16 protein-coding genes are annotated in these 16,071 nt (G+C 64.0%); 5 read left to right on the top strand and 11 right to left on the bottom strand.

Going from position 1 to position 16,071, the window contains the following annotated elements; translation table 11 throughout:
- Nucleotides 1-19 precede the first annotated feature (19 nt).
- Genes NLM25_RS31440 through NLM25_RS31415 form a run of 6 tightly spaced genes read right to left on the bottom strand, consistent with a single transcriptional unit; the run spans nt 20 to nt 5,892 of the window.
- Complete coding sequence (locus NLM25_RS31440; RefSeq protein WP_254139596.1) at nt 20-505, bottom strand: nucleoside deaminase; 486 nt, start codon at nt 503-505, stop codon at nt 20-22.
- A 13-nt stretch (nt 506-518) separates the two neighbouring features.
- A complete protein-coding gene (locus tag NLM25_RS31435; RefSeq protein ID WP_254139595.1) occupies nt 519-2,051 on the bottom strand; it encodes an ABC transporter ATP-binding protein in 1,533 nt (510 codons plus the stop codon).
- Nucleotides 2,048-2,731 carry a cysteine hydrolase family protein gene (locus tag NLM25_RS31430; RefSeq protein WP_254139594.1) on the bottom strand — a complete coding sequence of 228 codons (684 nt, stop codon included), beginning with the start codon at nt 2,729-2,731 and terminating at the stop codon, nt 2,048-2,050. The genes NLM25_RS31435 and NLM25_RS31430 overlap by 4 nt, the downstream gene beginning before the upstream one ends.
- Before the next feature lie 11 nt (nt 2,732-2,742).
- Nucleotides 2,743-3,669 carry an ABC transporter permease gene (locus NLM25_RS31425; RefSeq protein ID WP_128938955.1) on the bottom strand — a complete coding sequence of 309 codons (927 nt, stop codon included), beginning with the start codon at nt 3,667-3,669 and terminating at the stop codon, nt 2,743-2,745.
- A gap of 1 nt (nt 3,670) precedes the next feature.
- The gene (locus NLM25_RS31420; protein ID WP_254139593.1) at nt 3,671-4,783 is read right to left on the bottom strand and encodes an ABC transporter permease; all 1,113 of its coding nucleotides are present in this window, start codon (nt 4,781-4,783) and stop codon (nt 3,671-3,673) included.
- Nucleotides 4,780-5,892 carry a BMP family ABC transporter substrate-binding protein gene (locus tag NLM25_RS31415; RefSeq protein ID WP_254139592.1) on the bottom strand — a complete coding sequence of 371 codons (1,113 nt, stop codon included), beginning with the start codon at nt 5,890-5,892 and terminating at the stop codon, nt 4,780-4,782. Before NLM25_RS31415 ends, NLM25_RS31420 begins: the two co-directional genes overlap by 4 nt.
- Before the next feature lie 399 nt (nt 5,893-6,291).
- On the opposite strand from NLM25_RS31415, the gene NLM25_RS31410 reads away from it, so the two are divergent.
- Nucleotides 6,292-7,566, top strand: a complete 1,275-nt coding sequence (locus tag NLM25_RS31410; protein WP_254139591.1) for an allantoate amidohydrolase — start codon at nt 6,292-6,294, stop codon at nt 7,564-7,566.
- A 94-nt stretch (nt 7,567-7,660) separates the two neighbouring features.
- A complete protein-coding gene (locus NLM25_RS31405) occupies nt 7,661-9,034 on the top strand; it encodes a hypothetical protein (protein WP_254139590.1) in 1,374 nt (457 codons plus the stop codon).
- Nucleotides 9,035-9,046: 12 nt separating this feature from the next.
- Here NLM25_RS31405 and NLM25_RS31400 read toward each other — a convergent pair whose 3' ends face one another.
- The gene (locus tag NLM25_RS31400) at nt 9,047-10,366 is read right to left on the bottom strand and encodes a dicarboxylate/amino acid:cation symporter (protein WP_254139589.1); all 1,320 of its coding nucleotides are present in this window, start codon (nt 10,364-10,366) and stop codon (nt 9,047-9,049) included.
- Nucleotides 10,367-10,550: 184 nt separating this feature from the next.
- On the opposite strand from NLM25_RS31400, the gene map reads away from it, so the two are divergent.
- Entirely contained in the window at nt 10,551-11,300 is a 750-nt protein-coding gene (gene map / locus NLM25_RS31395) for a type I methionyl aminopeptidase (RefSeq protein WP_254139588.1), read from the top strand.
- 81 nt (nt 11,301-11,381) lie between these two features.
- On the opposite strand, the gene NLM25_RS31390 is transcribed toward map, so the two are convergent.
- Nucleotides 11,382-11,603 carry a hypothetical protein gene (locus NLM25_RS31390; RefSeq protein ID WP_254139587.1) on the bottom strand — a complete coding sequence of 74 codons (222 nt, stop codon included), beginning with the start codon at nt 11,601-11,603 and terminating at the stop codon, nt 11,382-11,384.
- A 352-nt stretch (nt 11,604-11,955) separates the two neighbouring features.
- On the opposite strand from NLM25_RS31390, the gene NLM25_RS31385 reads away from it, so the two are divergent.
- On the top strand, nt 11,956-12,138 hold the full coding sequence (locus tag NLM25_RS31385) for a hypothetical protein (RefSeq protein WP_254139586.1): 183 nt from the start codon (nt 11,956-11,958) through the stop codon (nt 12,136-12,138).
- A gap of 20 nt (nt 12,139-12,158) precedes the next feature.
- Here the strand turns inward: NLM25_RS31385 and NLM25_RS31380 are convergent, their stop codons facing one another.
- The 3 genes from NLM25_RS31380 to NLM25_RS31370 all read right to left on the bottom strand — a co-directional run bounded on the left by NLM25_RS31380 (nt 12,159) and on the right by NLM25_RS31370 (nt 14,837).
- Entirely contained in the window at nt 12,159-13,538 is a 1,380-nt protein-coding gene (locus tag NLM25_RS31380) for a VWA domain-containing protein (protein ID WP_254139585.1), read from the bottom strand.
- 5 nt (nt 13,539-13,543) lie between these two features.
- On the bottom strand, nt 13,544-14,491 hold the full coding sequence (locus NLM25_RS31375; RefSeq protein ID WP_254139584.1) for an AAA family ATPase: 948 nt from the start codon (nt 14,489-14,491) through the stop codon (nt 13,544-13,546).
- 145 nt (nt 14,492-14,636) lie between these two features.
- On the bottom strand, nt 14,637-14,837 hold the full coding sequence (locus NLM25_RS31370; RefSeq protein ID WP_254121548.1) for a hypothetical protein: 201 nt from the start codon (nt 14,835-14,837) through the stop codon (nt 14,637-14,639).
- Between the two features lie 228 nt (nt 14,838-15,065).
- Between NLM25_RS31370 and NLM25_RS31365 the strand changes: the two genes are divergently transcribed.
- On the top strand, nt 15,066-16,040 hold the full coding sequence (locus NLM25_RS31365; protein WP_254139583.1) for a quinone oxidoreductase: 975 nt from the start codon (nt 15,066-15,068) through the stop codon (nt 16,038-16,040).
- The last annotated feature ends 31 nt before the right edge of the window (nt 16,041-16,071 follow it).

Here is a 16,071-nt window from a genome sequence, read left to right as displayed (position 1 = left end):
GTCGAGTTCTTGGAAGCAGCTACTTCGTCCACACCCCGTCGTGGAGCGCCTCGGCCTCGTGCTCGAGCAGCGGGCCGACGACCTCCGTCGGCCGCTGGCCGCTGGCAAAGACCTCGCGGCAGGGCAAATCGAGCGTCGGGTTCTCCGGATGGTTGCCGGTGACACCGCGCAGGCGGTGCTCGCTGAGGCCGTAGACGACACGGCCGATGCCGGCCCAGTAGATTGCGCCTGAACACATCGCGCAGGGCTCGGCGGAGGAATAGAGCGTGGCTTTCGCCAGCACCTCGCGGCTGAGCGTACGGCAGGCCTGCGTGGCCGCCAGGCGCTCGGCATGCGCGGTGCCGTCGTGGTCGGGCATGTAGCCGTTCTCGGACTCGACCAGCACCTTGCCATCCGCATCGACGACGACGCAGCCGAACGGATGGTTGCCATGGGTGAGGGAGCGGCGGGCGACCGCGAAGGAAAGGCGGAGGAAGTGCTCGTCGCGCCCGGATCCGCCGCTCATCGCTCTTCCCTGGTCACTGACCCGCCATATGCCGGCCGACCACGGTGAGATCGGCCTCGCTGGTTCGTGCTTCATACACGAATTCGCCATGGAACATCACCACCAGACGATCGGAGAGTTCGAGCAATTCGTCGAGATCCTCGCTGACGAGCAGCACGGCGGCGCCACGGTTGCGTGCGGCCATGATCTCGGCATGGATCTGCGCCACCGCCGCGAAGTCGAGGCCGAAGCAGGGATTGGCGGCGATCAGCACCTCGACGTCGCCGCTAAGCTCCCGCGCCAGCACGGCGCGCTGGACGTTGCCGCCCGACAGCGCCGCGATCGGCGTCTCGGGCGTGCGGGTCTTGATCTTGTATTGGCCGATCTTCTTCCTGGCATCGTCGCGGAAGGCGCCGCGGTTGAGCCACCAGCCGCCGCTGGCGAAGGGTGCGCGGTCGAATTCGCGGAAGGCGATGTTGTCGGCGACGCTCATGCCGCCGACGCAGGCGTTCTTCAGCGGTTCCTCGGGCAGGAGCGACATCTTGTGGCGGCGCATCTCCTGGCGGCTGGCGTGATAGGGTTCGCCGGCGACGCGGACTTCGCCGCTCTCCGCCTCGCGCTGGCCGGCCAACACCTCGACCAGCTGGCGTTGGCCATTGCCGGAGACGCCGGCGATGCCAACGATCTCGCCCGCACGCACGGTAAGCGAGACATCATGCACAGCGACGGCACCTGCATCGTCGCGTGCGCGGACCTTTGCCAGTTCGAGCCTGGCCTGACCTGCCTCGCCGATGCGCGGAGGCTGCACCGTCAACTGCTCTGCGCCGATCATGGTGCGCGCCATCGCGTCAGGCGTGAGCTCGGCGACCTTGCCGGCTCCCGCGAGCTTGCCGCGGCGCAGGATCGTGACGTCGTCGGCGAAAGCCATGACCTCGCGGAATTTATGCGTGATCATCAGAATGGTCAGCTCGCCCTTGACGACCATGTCGCGGAGCATCCCGAGCACCTCGTCAGCTTCGGCGGGCGTCAGCACCGAGGTCGGCTCGTCCAGGATCAGGAAGCGCCGCTTCAGATAGAGCTGCTTGAGAATCTCGCACTTCTGCCGTTCGCCCGCGGAGATGTCGGAGACCTTTGCGCCGAGCGGCACCTTGAAGGGCATGCGCGCCAGGAAGGCCTCGAGCTCCTTCATCTCCTTCGGCCAGTTCACCATGGCTGGCACATCGTCGCGTGCCAGCACGAGGTTTTCCGCGATCGTCATCGCCGGCACGAGGGTAAAATGCTGGTAGACCATGCCGAGGCCGAGCGCGTGGGCGTCCTTCGGGTTGGCGATCGCCTGCTCGCGTCCGCCGACGAGGATGTCGCCTTCACTCGCGTGGTAATAGCCCATGATACATTTGACGAGCGTCGACTTGCCGGCGCCGTTCTCGCCGAGCAGCGCATGGAACGAGCCCGGCCTGACCTTCAGCTCGACATTGTCCAGCGCCAGGAAGTCGCCGAAGCGCATGGTCATGGCAATCGCGTCGACGCCGAAGGCGCCTGACGGCGGTGGCGTCTCGCCGATGATCACGAAATCGCTCCAATGAAGGCGTCCGACGTCGAGACTGCGCCGAATACGCCGCCCTGCATCTTGATCATCTTGAGCGCGTGGTCGTGGTTGCTCTTGTCGGTCGCGCCGCAGCAATCGTGCAGCAGCACGCATTCGAAGCCGCGGTCGTTGGCCTCACGCATTGTGGTGTGAACGCAGACGTCGGTGGTGATGCCTGTCAACACGATGTTCTCGATACCGCGCACGCGCAGGATCAGCTCCAGGTCGGTAGCGCAGAACGAACCCTTGCCGGGCTTGTCGATGATGGGTTCGCCGGGGAGGGGCGCCAGTTCGGGAATGATGTCCCAGCCGGGCTCGCCGCGCACCAGAATGCGGCCGCGGGGGCCGGGATCGCCGATGCCGGCGCCGATCTGCCGCGAACGCCAGCGCTTGTTGGCGGGAAGATCCGAGAGATCGGGACGATGGCCTTCGCGGGTATGGATGATGTGAAAGCCTTGCTTGCGCATCGCCGCGAGCAACCTCTTGATCGGCTCGATCGGTGCCCGGGTCAGCGAGAGGTCGTAGCCCATCTTGTCGACATAGCCGCCGACGCCGCAGAAATCGGTCTGCATGTCGATGATGATGAGTGCGGTGTTCTCCGGGCGGAGATCGCCGTTGTAGGGCCAGGCATAGGGCTCGGACTTGATGGTGCGCTCGGGCATGATTTCGCTCTCTAGCGGGTGATCGACAATTCGGCCGGGGCTCCGGTCAGCGTGCGTTTCGGCGAGCAGGTGATGATCATAATCGCCAGCGTCAGGATGTAGGGTGCGGCGTTGAAGAGGTGATAGCCGGAGGTGACGCCGACCGATTGCAAGGCCGGTCCCAGCGCCGCGGCACCGCCGAAGGCGAGCGAGGCCCACAGGCAGAGCAGCGGATCCCATCGCGCGAAGATCACGAGGGCCACGGCGGTGATGCCCTGACCGGAGGACAGGCCCTCGTTCCAGCTGCCGGGATAGAACAGCGACAGGAAGGAGCCGCCGATGCCGGCGAGGAAACCGCCGACCATGGTCGCGCGCAGGCGGATCAGCAGCACGGAGTGGCCCATCGCGCGCGCGGCGTCCGAGCTCTCGCCGGCAGTGCGGATCAAAAGGCCCCAGCGCGTGGTGCGGAAGGCCCAATAGAGGATTGGCGCGAGCGCAACGCCGATCAGGAACAGCACGTTGACCCGCAGCGCGGCGCGGACCTGCGGGACGTCGCTCCACCAGCCAAAATCGATCGCGGGCAGCCGCGGCGCAGTGGGTTCGATCAACGGCTTGCCGAGATAGAAGGCCAGTCCAGTGCCGAACAGCATCAGCGCGATGCCGACCGCGACGTCGTTGACGCGCGGCAGCGAGCAGATGCCGGCATGCAGAGCGCCCAGCAGTGCACCGGTGATGCCGGCGGCGAATACGCCGAGCCAGGGCGAGCCGGAGAGATACGAGATGCCGTAAGCACTCATCGCGCCCATCACCAGCGTGCCTTCGAGGCCGAGATTGATGCGGCCGGAGCGTTCGGTGATGCATTCCCCCAGGCTCACGAACAGGAAGGGCGTGGAGACGCGTATGGCGCCACCGAGCACGGCGAGCGGTACGGTCCACAGTCCGATCGATCCGTCTGCCATCTCAGGATTTTCCCTTCAGGAATCCGATGCGGCCGTAGAGCGCATCGCTGGCCAGCACGAAGACGAAGATGATGCCCTGGAGCACCAGCACAGATGCGTCCGGTAATCCGAGGCGACGTTGCAGCAGGCCGCCACTGGCGCTGATGCCGCCGAGCAGGATCGCGACGGGTATGATCGCGAGCGGATTTTGCCGGGCCAGGAAGGCAACGAGAATGCCGGTGAAGCCGTAGCCTGCCGCAAGATTGGCGTTGGTGCGTCCCTGTACGGCCGCGACCTCGACCATGCCGGCAAGGCCCGCGGCGCCGCCGGCGAAGAAGCAGATGGTCAGGATCAGCTTGCTGACGCTGAGGCCGACGATTTTTGCGGCGCGGATATTGCCGCCGGCAACGCGCGCCGCGAAGCCGAACACCGTGTGATAGATCAGGATATAGGCGGCGATGGCGGCAACGAGGCCGAAGACGAGTCCCCAATGCACGTCGGTGCCGGGAATCGATCCGATCATGTTGGCGGCGCCGATCTCGCGCGTGGACGGCTTGTTGAGGCTGGCGGGATCGCGCATCACGCCTTCGACGAGATGGTTGAGGATCGCAAGCGCGATGTAGACGAGCAGCAGGCTCGAGATTGTCTCGTTGACGTTGCGGTACTGGCGCAGCGCGCCTGTGAGCATGATCCACAAGCCGCCGCCGATTACGCCGGCGATGACCATGGCAATTTGCACGATGAGCGGGGGCATGCCCTGAAGCGCCAACGCGGCGCTGGTCGCCGACAGCGCGCCGATCAGGAGCGCGCCTTCACCGCCGATGATGACCATGCCGAGCTGCGCGGGCAGCGCCGTGCAGAGTGCCGTGAGGATCAGGGGCGCCGCGCGTGTCAGCGTGTTCTGCCAGGAGAACCAGGTGCCGAAGGCGCCGTAATACATATAAAAATACAGATCGAGCGGGTTCTTGCCGAACATCGCGACAAAAATACCGAAGACCACGAGCGCGCCGGCCAGCGCCGCGCCCGGGATCAGGATGTATTCGATGGTGCCGCCGTGGCGCTGGAGAAAGCCGGGATCGGCGGCCGGGGCAACTGTCCCGACCGCTTCAGTGGAATCCGCGGCTTCCGTCGTCACGAAGTCGCTCCGATCACGCCTTCGACGAGGTAGTCCATCTTCTCGAGTTCAGGATCCTTCTGGCCGCGATCGGTCCCGGCCGGGATGACCGTCTTGCCCTTGTTGTCGACCAGTCCTCCCTTGAAGATCGCGTAGCCATCGGCCGACAGGAATTTTGCCTTGACCTCGTCGGCGTGCTTGCGTGCCTCGGCGGAAACCGCTTCGCCATAAGGCGAGGTCTTGACGATTTCCTCCTTGAGGCCGCCGCGATAGAAGTTCGGAATGCTCTCGCCGGCCGCGATCATCTTCACGAACTTCGGATAGAGCGCTTCCCAATTCCACTCGGCGCCGGTCAGATACGCTTTCGGCGCGAGCGGCGACTGGTTGGTGTGATAGCCGCAGACGAAGGCGCCGCGGCGCGCCGCGTTCTCGACCATGGTCTTCGGACCGTCGACGTGACAGGTGAGGACGTCGACGCCCTGGTCGATCAGGCTGTTGGTGGCTTCGGCTTCCTTGACCGGCATCGACCAGTCACCGGTGAAGATGACTTGCGTCGTGGCCTTCGGGTTGGCGAGCCTGGCGCCGAGCGCGAAGGCGTTGATGTTGCGCAGCACCTGCGGGATCGGCTTGGCCGCGACGAAGCCGAGCTTGCCGCTCTTCGACGTGTAGCCGGCCACGATGCCGGAGATGTACTGGGCTTCGTCGATGTAGCCGAAATAGCTGCCGGCGTTCTTCGGGTCCTTGTCGCTCCAGAGGCCGCCGCAGTGCTCGAAGCGCAGCTTCGGGAACTTGTTGGCCATCTTGATCATGTGCGGGTTGTAGTAGCCGAACGAGGTCGGGAAGAGCAGGGTGGCGCCGTCGAGATTGATCATGGACTCGATCGTCTTCTCGACCGCGTCGGTCTCCGGCACCTTCTCCTCCTCGACGACCTTGAGGCCTGGAATTTTCTTCAGTGCCGCCGCGCCCTGCGCATGCGCCTGGTTGTAACCGTAGTCGTCGCGCGAGCCGACATAGATGAAGCCGATGGTCGTCTCGGCCGCAAAGGCCGGGCGGACGCCAACCGCGGCGCCGAGGGTGAGGGCCGCACCGCCCTGCAACAAATGACGTCGTGAAATCCTGCCAAAATCCATTGCTTGCTCCCCTTTGGCGGCTGCCCCGCCTTGCTCTCGCGGCCGCGCCGTCTGGCGGAGCCGGCAAGAGATGTCGCAAGCTTCGTGCCAAAGGTTAGGAAGCAATCAATTGCTTATACGTGATTGAAGAATTTGATATTTTTAGATTTCACGTCTCGTGCTAGGGAAATCGGAAGATTAATTTTTGAGCACTATCACCTTGTTGTATGCAATCTGGTTAAGCAGCCTTAACCAGTTCGGGCCGTGTATGACGAGAGCTGGGCGGTCGGCCGGCAACCCGCATTCGTGCTAACCACGCGCTGATTAGGACGGTGCCGGTCAGGTGATTTTCGCTGGCACTGAACTTGTATCGATCGTCGTAAGGACCACCGCGGTCCAGGAAATGGAAAGCTCGCCGAGATGGGTGCTGGTAACGCCGTTCAGAAAGCATCACTCGGCGAAGAGATCGTGTGCCGCACCAACGAGCTCGCCGCGATCTCTGAGGAAGGCGACAAGCTCACCCGCATCTATCTCACGAAGGAGTTGCGGAAGGCCGCGGACCTCATCCTGAGCTGGATGCGCGATGCCGGCATGAGCGCGCATCTCGACGCGATCGGCAATGTCTGCGGCCGTTATGAGTGCGAGCAGCCGGGGGCGCCCTGCCTGATGCTCGGCTCGCACTACGACACCGTGCGCGATGCCGGCAAATGGGACGGGCCGCTGGGTGTGATCACCGCGATTGCCTGCGTCGCGGATCTCAACCGCCGCGGCAAGCGCCTGCCTTTCGCGATCGAGGTGATCGGCTTTGCCGATGAAGAGGGGGTGCGTTTCGCCTCGACACTCCTCGGCAGCCGTGCGGTGGCCGGTACCTTCGACGAGAGCGTTCTGAACACGCGCGATCGCGACGGCGTGTCGATGCGCGATGCGCTCGTCTCGTTCGGCCTCGATCCCGATCACATCGGCGCCGCCGCGCGGACCCGGCGCGAACTGCTCGCCTATCTCGAATTGCACATCGAGCAGGGCCCGGTGCTGGAAGCACAGAACCTGCCGGTCGGTGTCGTCACCGCGATCGCGGGAGCGACACGGCTCGCTGCGCGGTTGACCGGCATGGCCGGTCACGCCGGCACCGTGCCGATGGCGCTGCGCCGTGATGCGCTCGCCGGCGCGGCCGAATGCATCGGCGCGATCGAGCAGTTTTGCCGAACCGACGAAAGCGGGTTGGTCGGCACCGTCGGCTATATCCAGGCGAGGCCCGGCGCGACCAACGTCATTCCGGGCGAGGTGTCGTTCACCATCGACATGCGCGCGCCGACCGATATGCACCGCAAACGGGCGGTCGCTGATGTCGTCCGGCAGATCGAGGCCATCACCAAGCGCCGGCAATTGGCGCTTCAGCTCGACGTCACTCACGAGAACCGCACCGCGCCTTGCGCGCCCTGGCTGAAGGACCAGATCGCGCAGGCGATCCAAGCCGAAGGCCTTGGAACGTTCGAGCTGCCGAGCGGGGCTGGGCACGATGGCATGGCAATGATCGACATCGCCGACGTCGGCATGATCTTCGTCCGCTGCCGCGGCGGCATCAGCCATCACCCGGATGAGCACGTCGAGCTCGCCGACGCCGACGCCGGCGCGCGCGTGCTGCTGCGGGTGATCGAGCATTTCAGGCCGCGAGAAGGCCGCTCCGGCGCGAGCTGACCGAGGGGCCCCGCGTCATCAGGGCGAGACACGAATCAGTCATGCTTGGAATGGTGACCGGCCATCGTCGGGGATCACCAGATACCAGGCGCATATGAGCAGCGATATTTCCTTGCCGTCACATCGTGGAAACCGGTTTTATCAGGGCGCGGCCGCGACCTTCGTCGCCAACGCTCTCCAGGCGGTGAATTTTCTCGGTGATCGATTCCTGAGGAGGTCGCATCATTCGTTCTCGGCCATCGAGGACCTCTATCGGCACTCGATGGACAGCGCCTTTTCGGTGACCGAGGCGTTCCTCGTCACGGGGGCGCCGCATGCTTCCGCCTATTACCCGCGCGACTTCGCCTGGTTCTATCCTGATGTCCTCGACCCCGAGACCATCATGGATTCGCAGGACGCCGTGCGGCGGGCTCGGCTGCTCGAGAAGAGCGTCCGCCTGCTGCTGGAGGCGATCCGCGCCGACATCGTCACGACGACCATCGTCCCGGCGGGACGGGCCCGCTACCTCGGCGTGAACTATTTCTCGCGTCCGTCGGATACGCTGCTCGGTATTCTCGCCGGTCTCCAGCAGATGATCTCTGCGGAGGAGAGAGCGTCGCCTTACCTGGCGATGTCGCAATGCGCGCATGCCGGCCGCCTGTTGCTGGCCGAATACGGCGGTGATCTGAAGCGGGCGATCCTGAAGCTCGCGAGCGAGCTGGAGCCGTTCGACGCTGACGGGACCAGATATTTGCTGTGCGACGCCCGCGCCCCGCGCTCTGCGGCAACCGACACGCGTGCGGAACGCCGGCGTTTCGTCACCAATGCCTGCGTCTACACGACGTTCGTGTGGGGCGTTCAGCTCGGCGTCGTCGAGGAGAGCGAACTGAAGCGGCTGCTGGGACGCGACCTCGCTCAGTACAAGACAGACCTTCTGCGCCTGTTCGGCAAGGACGGCCATATCAGGCATTCGCTAGACGGCCCGGCGGGCTCGCCGGTGTCCTCGGTTGCGCTGGATTTCGTCAGCGTGCATCGCGGATTCTGGGACCTGAACGATGCGAGCGAGCGCGCGCTGTTCGCGGCCACGACGGATCTGATCATTGCGGAGCCGCGCTTTCGCATCCCCAGCACGTTCCACTTCCTGGTCTCCGCGGACAATCCGCGGAACAAGATGATCCACAAGATCGCAGCGCCGGCCTACCAGGGACGTTCCTCCTGGCCGACATTCAACGTCGAGTTCGCGGATCGCATGCTGGACTATGACGAATTCTCGGGGAGCGATACTTACCGGGCCTGCGCGCAAGGGATATTGAAGGACATTCGCACGGCGACCGAGGTCCATGGCGGATATCAGGAGCTGATCTCGGAGCAGGGCCTGAAGTACCGCACCTGGGCCTATAAGGGCGCCGTGGCGCACTCCTGGTTTCCGCGCTTCCTGTCGGTCTGGAGGAGGGCGTATGGAACGCCGCTCCTCCAGTGGAATGACTGATCCGCGGGGGCGCTATCCCGCCGTCACGTCCACCAGTTCGCCGCCCTCCAGCACCTTGGCCGCCTTGGCGCGGTCGAGGTCGCCTTCCCACGCGGCCACGACGACCGTCGCCACGCAATTGCCGACGAGGTTGCCGACGGCGCGGGCCATGCCGATGAACCAGTCGACCGACAACACCAGCACGAGGCCGATGGCAGGAATGCTCGGCACGGCGTTGAGCGTCGCGGCCAGGATCACGATCGCCGAGCCGGGCACGCCGTGCGCGCCCTTCGACGTGATCAGCGAAACGCCGAGCACCAGCAGGAGGTCGCCAAACGACAGCGGCGTGTTGGTCGCCTGCGCAATGAAGACGACGGCAAGCGTCAGGTAGATCGAGAAAGCGTCGAGGTTGAAGGAATAGCCGGTCGGGATGACGAGGCCGACCACGGAATCCTTCACGCCCATCCGCTCCAGCTTCTTCATGATCTGCGGCAGCACGGCATCGGAGGAAGCGGTCGCGAGCACGATGGTCAGCTCTTCGCGCAAGTAAGCGAGGAATTTGAGGATGTTGATTCCGGCGAGCGCCATGACGCTGCCGAGCACGCCCAGCACGAAGATGCCGACCGAGACGTAGAACAGCATCACCAGCGACACGAGCTGCTTCAGCGAGCCGACGCCATATTTGCCGACGGTATAGGCGACCGCGCCGAGCACGCCAAGTGGGGCGACGCGAACGATCAGTCCCATGACGCGGAACAGCACGGTGGAGGCCGCGTCGATCATCGATGTGACAAGCGCGCCCTTCTCGCCGCCGACGAGCGCAAGGCCTACACCGAACAGAACCGCGAAGAACAGCACCTGGAGCACGTCGTTGCGCGACAGCGCATCGAAGGAGGTGCTGGGAATCACGTTCATCAGGAAAGCGCCGATGCCGCCGCCGGACAGCTTGTGGGCGTTGTCGGCATAGGTGTTGAGCGCCTTGGCATCCAGCGTCGAGGGATCGATGTTCATGCCATGGCCGGGGCCGAAGAGGTAAGCGAGCAGCAGGCCGACGACGAGTGCGACGGTCGTCATGACCTCGAAATAGACCAGCGCCTTGACGCCGACCCGGCCGACCTTCTTGAGGTCGCCCGCGCCGGCAATGCCGTGCACGACGACGCAGAACACGATCGGGGCCACGATCATCGAGATCAGCTTCAAAAAGGCGTCGCTCAGGATCTTGAGGCCGACGGCAAAGTCGGGGACGAGCATGCCGAGGACGATGCCGAGGATCAGCGCGGCAAGGACCTGGACGAACAGCGAGGTATAGAGCGGCTTGGACTCGGCGGCCGGTGCCGCGGCAATGGTCGACATGGTGAACTCCCCCGATTTGACGCGTCTCGATCATCAATAGGGAGCAACTACCGTGCCAGATTGTCGCGGTTTGTTCTGGAAGGTCATCCAGGGCCGTCGGAAAATCCGGGATTCCTGCGTTGCGCCCTCCGGTTTGCAAGTCGGCATCGCAACCGCTATGTCCCGGCTTTCGGAAGAGCTCGATATGACAATCTCGAATGAGAACGATCTGATCTGCCTGAAAGAGGTCGGGCGTATCGTCGCCAACGCCCTCGAGGCGATGGGGAAGGCCCTCGAGCCCGGCATGACCACCTCTGAACTCGACCAGATCGGACGAAGGATGCTGGAGGCTGCCGGGGCGCGTTCGGCGCCGGAACTGGCCTATGCCTTTCCCGGCGCAACCTGCATCAGCGTGAACGAAGAGATCGCTCATGGCATTCCCGGTGCCCGGCGGATCGAACGTGGCGACCTCGTCAACATCGACGTTTCGGCTGAGAAGAGCGGCTTCTTCGCCGATACGGGAGCCTCGTTCGCCGTTCCGCCCGTGACCCGTTCGATCGAGCGTCTTTGCAGGGATGGTCGGCGGGCGATGTGGACGGGCCTGCGGCAGGTTGGAGCCGGCAAGCCGATTGCCGGCATTGGCCAAGCCATCGGGGCCTTCGCCCGGAAAAACGGCTATACGCTCGTCAAGAACCTCGCCAGTCACGGTGTCGGTTTGTCGCTCCATGAGGAGCCGACAGAGATCGCAACATGGCCCGACTCCTCCGAACGTCGCGTCATGGGCGATGGCCTGGTGTTCACCGTCGAGCCGTTCCTGTCCATTGGCGCCGAGTGGGCAGAGGATGGCGATGATCCATGGACGCTCTACGGCAGCCCCGAGGCGCCTACGGTTCAGTACGAACACACGGTTGTCGCAACTCGAAATGGACCTTTGGTCGTTACGTTGGCGGGTTGAGGTCATCCCCGCGACGCGCCCTCAGCAGCGCGCGAAGGATCATTTTTCAGGCGATCGTGCAAAGCTGTTGCGACAGCCTCGTCACGCCACGAGATCCAGGAGCCTGCATGATCCGCGCACGAGAACCTTGCGTCCGGTCGGCGTTATCGAAGGTACGCCGTCACTGACGACAACGAGGCCGAGCTTGACGAGACCTTCCACGATGTAGGCCTTCGAGAGGCGACCGTTCGACACGGGGTTGCGAAGCGCCTTCAGCGCTTCCCATTGGTCCGGCGAAAGATCGAAGTCGATGTCATTGCTCATGTTGCCTCAAGCGATCGTCAAGTTCGCGTGCCCCTGTTAACGGCGCTGCATGAAGACCATGCGACGACAATGAGTCGGGAATTCGGTGAGCTGTTTAGAACGTCTCTTCACAAATTGCCGCACTTCATTGCGTCACAAGAGTTAAGATCGCTCGGACGCGAGTATCGTCCCGATCTTCGATCACTAATTGATGATCTGCTCTTGATTGTGCGCCGCGAGCTACCGCAGTGCACGGGAAGCATCGCTGTCCCATTCTGCGTCGCGATATGCACAGAAATCATCAGGCGAGAGGGGCGGGACTCTGTTAAGCCTGATTCACGGGGAATGACTTCACATGGCAGGAGTGGAGTGTATGAACAGACTGGTTGAAATTCGCGGTCAGGAATTTTTGTGCCGTGAACGTGCGGCTCTCGATTCGGAGCGCCGGGTATTCTGGCTTGCGCAGGCCCAGGAATGGGAGCAGCGCGCGCTCGACGAAATCGCGTATCACTTTCGTGAATGCAATCTCGCACAGGCTGAGCTGAACGCCGCCTGACGCCGGGGCCCGATCACACTTTACTGATAGGTCGCCACGATATCGGACACCGCGCGCTCGAGCTGCTGCGCGGTCGCGCATTGGCGCACGACGCTGCAGAAGGTCGCGTAGCGCGGCATCTCGGAATCACCGAAGCCCCAGGCGAGCCGTCCTTCGGGATTGAGCCAGACCACGCGCTTCGAGCGCTCGGAGATGCGGCGCAGGATGTCGGCACGCGGATCGAGATTGTTGCTGCGGGCGTCGCCGAGCACGATCACCGTGGTCTGCGGTGTCAGCGTGCTCATGAAATCGTGCTCGAAATCGACCAGCGAAGAGCCGTAGTCGGACGAACCGAATCCGACCTTGGACATGATCTCGGCCATCGCCTCTTCCGGCGATTTCTTTTCCAGGATCTCGCTGACCTCGATCAGATGCGAGGAGAAGGCGAAGGAGCGGACGTCGTCGACCACCTCGTGCAACGAGTGGATCAGCAGCAGGAAGAAATCGGAGACCTGCGCGACCGAGCCGGAGACGTCGCAGAGCGCGACGATCTTTGGCCGGTCGCGATGCTTGCGCCTCCATGCGGTGAGGAAGGGCACGCCGCCCCACGCGGCGTTGCGGCGCAGCGTGCGACGGACGTCGAGATGGCCGCGGCGCTGCCGCTTGCGCGGCTTCGAATAGCGCTCGCGCAGGCGGCGCGCGATCTGGCGGATGAGGGCGCGCATCTCCGCGACCTGCCGCCGCTCGATGCGGGCGAGCGGCGCATTGCGCAGGATCTCGTTGCGGAGGTTCTCGGCCTCCTCGCGGGCATAGAGCGCAAGCCCCTGCGAGACCGTGTCCCGCACCGCCTCGCGCAAGGCGTCCAGAGCGGCACGGAGGCGCTCGGCGAGCGATGGATTGGTCGCGGTCAATTGGTCGAGATCGTCGCGCAGGCGTTGGAGGCCCATGGCGTCGAGGATGCGGCTGGAGAAGATGCCGCGCTGGGTGGAATAGCGGATGTCGGACAGGGAGGCGGCGCCCGACGCGCTGGCGATCGCGGCCGCGATCGCGTTGCGGTCCTGCGACAGCAGCATCTGCGCCAAGGGGCCAAGTGCTTCCGGAGGCTGACCTTCGCCCGCTTCGCTGGCCGAGCCTGATGAGGGCGACTGATCCGCGTCCTGCGAGGCGTCGTCGTCGCTGTTGGCCTCGGGCTGATCCTGGCGCGGCTCCGGCTGGCTGAAGAACAGATCAAAGCAGTCGCCGAGCGCGAGCTTCTCGTCCTGCGACTTGGCGAGCGTCAGGAGCAGCGCGTCGCGCAGGATAGCGCGGTCGGAAACACCGACCTGCGACACCGCACGCATCGCATCGATGCTTTCGGCGGGCGAGACATGAACGCCGGCGCCGCGCGCTGCCCGAAAGAAACGATGGAGGTTCTCGCGCATCGGCGTCAACCGAAGACGTTGGACCGTGCCGCCTTGGCAATGAAGGTCGTGATTTGAGGGTGAGCCGCCTCGATATCGGCCTCGTATTTCAGGAGCACGTTGAGCGTGTCCTTGACGATCTCGGTATCGAGGTCCGTGGCCTGAAGCAGAACCAGCACGCGCGCCCAGTCGATGGTCTCACTGACCGAGGGCAGCTTCTTGAGGTCGAGCGAGCGGATCTCGTGGATGAAGCCGACCATCTGCCGGCGCAGCGTCTGCGAGATGCCGGGCACGCGGCTTTCGACGATGCGCTCCTCCAGCCGCTGCTCGGGGAAGCCGATATGCAGATGCAGGCAGCGCCGCTTCAGGGCGTCGCCGAGATCGCGTTCGCTGTTGGAGGTGAGGATCACCGTCGGCGGCGTGATCGCCGAGACCGTGCCGAGCTCGGGGATCGTGACCTGGAAATCGGAGAGGATTTCCAGCAGCAGCGATTCGAATTCCGCATCCGACTTGTCGATCTCGTCGATCAGGAGCACGCAGCCGCCCGGCTGCTCCAGCGCCTGGAGCAGAGGGCGGGGCTCGACGAACTCCTTAGAGAAGAAGACGTCGCCGAAATCATGGAGCTGCTCGAGCGCGGCGTGCAACGTCTGTGCGCCGCCGAGGACTTCGCCGAGCTTGTCCTTGAGGATCTGGGTGTAGAGAAGCTGCTTGGCGTATTTCCACTCGTAGAGCGCCTTGGCCTCGTCGAGGCCTTCATAGCATTGCAGGCGGATCATCTTCATGCCGCGCCAGGCGGCAATGGCCTTGGCAAGCTCGGTCTTGCCGACGCCCGCGGGGCCTTCGACCAGGATCGGTTTCTCGATCTGTTGCGACAAATAGACGGCCGTCGCGATCTGCCGGCTCGCGATATAGCCCTGTGCGGCGAGGCCGCTCTCCACTGCCTCGATCGAGGTCGAGGCCTTCTGTTCAGCCACGAAAGGGCGCTCCCAAAGGTCTTGCTTGGGGCTTGTTCTGCCTGCGTTCCCGGCAAAGAACAAGCCTCGTTTGGGAGGCATCAGACCCGCGCCGACGGCGTTTTTTCCGCTTAACGCAAATACTTGAGCGGTTCGCCGACGGCGGTCAGTGCCGCAGCAGCTCCGGCTTGCGGATGGTCTGCCGGACTTCGGCGCCGCAGTCCGCGCATTCATAGACGAAGTCGATCGTGGCAAGGCTCCAATGCGGTTCGATCTCGCGAACATACATCGGCAGGAACCCCATACAGGTGGGGCAGATTACAGGCGCGATTTCGATGTCCTGATGATGCTGTACATAAGCTGGCATCTCGGCTCTCCTTCGCAGGCGACCACCAAACCCCGTGCGAAACCTACTGCCGGTCGCACCAAGGGCCGTCATCACCTTTTACGAACAGAGGCGGAACGGCCGGCGTTTGTCGTTCGCTGTGACATTCTTGTTACGTCTCTGTACTGTAACGGGCGGACCAAATGCCTATTTCACAGGCCGATCCGCTTTCCACGGACCTTCACTGCAACGAATAAGGGAGCAACGCCCATGACGCATGCCATTCGCTTTCACAAGACCGGCGGTCCTGAAGTCCTGGTCTGGGAGGAGGTCAGCGTCGGCAAGCCCGGACCTGGCGAGGCGCGCATCCGCCACACCGCCGTCGGTCTCAACTTCGTCGACATCTACAATCGTTCCGGCGTGTATCCCGCGCAATTGCCGAGTGGTCTTGGCAGCGAGGCGGCCGGTGTCGTCGAGGAAATCGGGCCCGGTGTTACCGATCTGAAGCCGGGCGATCGCGTCGCCTATGGCGCATCGCCGCTCGGCGCCTATTCCGAGGCGCGGCTGATTCCGGCCGACCGGCTGTTGAAGCTGCCTGACGGCGTCGACGACAAGACCGCGGCGGCCATGATGCTGAAGGGACTCACCACGCAATATCTGATCCGGCAGACCTATCGCGTGAAGGCCGGCGACACCATCCTGCTCCATGCCGCGGCCGGCGGCGTTGGCCTGATCCTGAGCCAGTGGGCCAAGCATCTTGGCGCAACCGTGATTGGCACCGTCAGCAACGACGAGAAGGCCAAGCTCGCCAAGGCGCATGGTTGCGATCATGTCATCATCTACACGCGCGAGGATTTCGTGAAGCGCGTGGACGAGATCACGGGTGGCAAGAAGGTGCCGGTGGTCTACGATTCCGTCGGCAAGGACACGTTCCTGAAGTCGCTGGACTGCCTTGCGCCGCTCGGCGTGGCCGCGCTGTTCGGTGCGTCCTCCGGCGCTGTCGAGCCGCTCAATCTCGGTCTGCTCGCGCAGAAGGGCTCGCTCTACGTCACTCGGCCGACGCTGTTCACCTACGCCGCCAAACGCGAGAACCTGGTCGCGATGGCAGGCGAGCTGTTCGACGTCGTGAAGTCCGGCGCGGTCAAGATCGAGGTGCACCAGACGTATCCGCTGAAGGATGCCGCCAAGGCGCATGCCGATCTCGCCGCGCGCAAGACCACGGGCTCGACCGTTCTCACGGTGTGATCTCCAGCCGGATGTTGGCGCAGGTTTATCA

Origin of the sequence: Bradyrhizobium sp. CCGB01, from assembly GCF_024199795.1 — a bacterium.
Classification (GTDB): domain Bacteria; phylum Pseudomonadota; class Alphaproteobacteria; order Rhizobiales; family Xanthobacteraceae; genus Bradyrhizobium.
Note: the sequence above shows the minus strand (reverse complement) of the source record. Positions and strands in the feature narration are given on the sequence as shown.

What these genes read in the sequence shown, in the direction of transcription:
- NLM25_RS31370 (WP_254121548.1), bottom strand. Translation starts at nt 14,837, where the DNA reads ATGCCAGCTTATGTACAGCATCATCAGGACATCGAAATCGCGCCTGTA.
- map (WP_254139588.1), top strand. Translation starts at nt 10,551, where the DNA reads ATGACAATCTCGAATGAGAACGATCTGATCTGCCTGAAAGAGGTCGGG.
- NLM25_RS31405 (WP_254139590.1), top strand. Translation starts at nt 7,661, where the DNA reads ATGAGCAGCGATATTTCCTTGCCGTCACATCGTGGAAACCGGTTTTAT.
- NLM25_RS31425 (WP_128938955.1), bottom strand. Translation starts at nt 3,669, where the DNA reads ATGGCAGACGGATCGATCGGACTGTGGACCGTACCGCTCGCCGTGCTC.
- NLM25_RS31410 (WP_254139591.1), top strand. Translation starts at nt 6,292, where the DNA reads ATGGGTGCTGGTAACGCCGTTCAGAAAGCATCACTCGGCGAAGAGATC.
- NLM25_RS31415 (WP_254139592.1), bottom strand. Translation starts at nt 5,892, where the DNA reads ATGGATTTTGGCAGGATTTCACGACGTCATTTGTTGCAGGGCGGTGCG.
- NLM25_RS31440 (WP_254139596.1), bottom strand. Translation starts at nt 505, where the DNA reads ATGAGCGGCGGATCCGGGCGCGACGAGCACTTCCTCCGCCTTTCCTTC.
- NLM25_RS31430 (WP_254139594.1), bottom strand. Translation starts at nt 2,731, where the DNA reads ATGCCCGAGCGCACCATCAAGTCCGAGCCCTATGCCTGGCCCTACAAC.
- NLM25_RS31365 (WP_254139583.1), top strand. Translation starts at nt 15,066, where the DNA reads ATGACGCATGCCATTCGCTTTCACAAGACCGGCGGTCCTGAAGTCCTG.
- NLM25_RS31400 (WP_254139589.1), bottom strand. Translation starts at nt 10,366, where the DNA reads ATGTCGACCATTGCCGCGGCACCGGCCGCCGAGTCCAAGCCGCTCTAT.
- NLM25_RS31380 (WP_254139585.1), bottom strand. Translation starts at nt 13,538, where the DNA reads ATGCGCGAGAACCTCCATCGTTTCTTTCGGGCAGCGCGCGGCGCCGGC.
- NLM25_RS31390 (WP_254139587.1), bottom strand. Translation starts at nt 11,603, where the DNA reads ATGAGCAATGACATCGACTTCGATCTTTCGCCGGACCAATGGGAAGCG.
- NLM25_RS31385 (WP_254139586.1), top strand. Translation starts at nt 11,956, where the DNA reads ATGAACAGACTGGTTGAAATTCGCGGTCAGGAATTTTTGTGCCGTGAA.